The sequence below is a fragment of the Streptomyces viridochromogenes genome (assembly GCF_001270495.1).
Taxonomy (GTDB): domain Bacteria; phylum Actinomycetota; class Actinomycetes; order Streptomycetales; family Streptomycetaceae; genus Streptomyces; species Streptomyces viridochromogenes_A.
The window spans coordinates 1-2,470 of sequence record NZ_LGUR01000059.1; the positions used below are offsets into that span (position 1 = coordinate 1).

The following is a 2,470-nucleotide window of genomic DNA, read 5'->3' on the forward strand; positions in this document are numbered from 1 at the left end:
GCCCTACCCCGCCGTACAGCCCCACGCCGCCCTACGACCCGGCCCTGCCCTACCTCCCCGCGCCCCCGCCCGAGGCGCCCCACCGCAGCGGCCGTTCCACGGTGGCGCTCGTCCTCGTCGCGCTGGTCGTCGCGCTCGGCGCCGGGGGTTCGGTGTACGCCCTCATGAACGGCGGCGGGGACGACAACGCGAGCGGCGGCCCGACGGGTGGCCCCCACACCGCGACCACCCACGCCCCGACCGACCCCGAGACCTCCGGTCCGACCGACCCGGCCACCTCTCCGGACCCGACGGACACCGCGCCCGCGGACGGCGCGGTCCCGACCCGGTTCCTGGGCACCTGGACGGCCTCGATCGACAACGCCACCGGCGAGAACTCCCGCCGGCTGACCATCCGGCAGGGCGAGGTGGGCGACAAGGTGCTCTCCCTCGTCGCCGACGGCCCCGCCGGCAGCGGCACCTACCACTGCGAGTTCGAGGCGACGCTCGCCGAAGAGCCGGGCGCGGACGGCCCGTTGGCGATCGGCCCGTCCACCGTGACCGCGGGCGAACCCGCCACCTCCTGCTCACCCGGCGAGGCCACCGAGATCACACTGCTGCCGGACGGCAGGCTGGAGCGGGTGAACACGAGCAGCGGGGAGAAGCTGACGTACACCAGACAGTAACCCCAAGTATCCGTATCCGTAGGGCTGTTGAGATCGAGCAAACCTACCGTGGCCCCGGTGGAGTGGCTGAGCACAGAGAACATCGTGGCCATCGGTACGGCGGTGCTCGGTGTCGTCGCGTCGGGCGTCATGGTCTGGTACGAGCGGCGCGTGCCGCGCCGGAAGCGCATCGGCTATCGCGTCCAGATGGACAACCCGATAGGCGACGACGTGCGTTCGGGCCGGGCCAACGTACGGCTCGGCCTCTTCGACGCGGACATGGACGACGCGACGCTTGTGCTGCTGCGCGTCGAGAACGACGGCTCGCAGAGCATCGACCGCGACGACTACACGGGCCCCGAACCCCATGGCCTCACCGCGGTGTTCACGGACCGCACCATCCGGGGTGTGTCCGTCACCCAGCCGACCGACATCGACCATCTGATGGACCACTTCACCGCGCAACGCGGCTTCGGCTACGAGGGCAACCGGCTGCGCATCCCGCGCGTCCCGCTCAACCCCGGCGACCACTACAAACTGCTGGTGATGCTCTCCGGCGGCGACGTGGGCGCGGAGATCCGGCTCCGGGGCGGCCTGCGGGACGGCGAGGTGCACCCCAACCGCAGTGCTACACCGGACGACAAGCCGCCGGTGTTCAGCCTTCCGGCCAGGATCTTCACCGGTCTGCTCACCCTCTCCGTCCTCGCCCTCGCGGGCATCGTCGTCTTCCGTGACGGCAATCCGATCGAGTGCGAGACGGGCGAGGTGACGGTGATCGGCTCGACGGCCTTCGAGCCGGTGACCGAGACGCTGGCGAAGCAGTACGAGGGCAAGTGCGCGGGCGCCGAGATCCACGTCGAGGCACGCGGCAGCGAGGCCGGCGTCGCCGAGCTCGCCGCCCTGGCCGACCGGTCGAAGGCGAGCGCGCGGAACGTGATCGCGTTCTCCGACGGCCCGCTGGGCGACCGCCTGGGGCTGAAGGGGAAGAAGGTCGCGCTGTCCGTCTTCACGCTCGTCGTCAACGACGGCATCGACCTCGGGCCGGACGGATTGTCGGTGCGGCAGGTACGGGACATCTACCAGGGCAGGTACAAGCGCTGGGGCGAGGTGCTCCCCGGGACCACCGACAAGGCGACCGCCGACCTGCCCATCGTCCTCGTCAGCCGCAGCGACAGTTCGGGGACGCGGCAGGTCTTCCAGGACCGCGTACTGGGGGAGTGGGAGCAGGCCCAGAGCACCTCACTGGACTGCCGGCCGCCCCAGGGCGCCGTCACCGCCGTCACACGGTGCGAACTCCCCGGCACGAGCGACGTCCTGGACAAGGTCGCCGAGCAACCCGGCGCCCTCGGCTACAGCGAGCTGAGCGTCGCCGCCCGGCACAAGGGCGTGCGCACGGTCCCCCTCGACGGCGACCGTGCCGACGTGGACGAGATCGAACGCGGCGCCAGCGCCTACCCGTACCGCGACATCGAGTACGCCTACACCTACGGCACCCCCTCCGACAACTCCCTCACCGCCGGCTTCCTCGCCTACCTCGACAAGGAAAGCAGCCGCCAGGTGATCCGCACCCAGGGCCACCTGCCGTGCGGCACGCCGGTGGGGGTGAGGCTGTGCACCTCCAGCCCGCCCGGTGCGTGAGGAGGGCGATCTTTCAGCCGGTCCAGCATCTTCAGCCTGTCCGGCGCGTGAGGACGAGGCCCGCCACGTTCCGGCGCCGGTCCAGGCATCTTCAGCCCGTCCGGCGTTTGAGGACGAGGCCCCTTAAGGGCCGATAGCGGGGTCTGGGGCGGCAGCCCCAGCGGGGTCGAAGGGGCGGAGCCCCTTCA

1 protein-coding gene and 1 pseudogene are annotated in these 2,470 nt (G+C 71.3%); both read left to right on the top strand.

Annotated elements, in window-relative coordinates; all coding sequences use genetic code 11:
- A pseudogene (locus ADK36_RS08100) lies at window positions 1-665 on the top strand (serine/threonine protein kinase); the annotation flags it as partial.
- 57 nt (window positions 666-722) lie between these two features.
- Entirely contained in the window at window positions 723-2,282 is a 1,560-nt protein-coding gene (locus tag ADK36_RS08105) for a PstS family phosphate ABC transporter substrate-binding protein (protein ID WP_048587579.1), read from the top strand.
- Window positions 2,283-2,470: the final 188 nt, after the last annotated feature.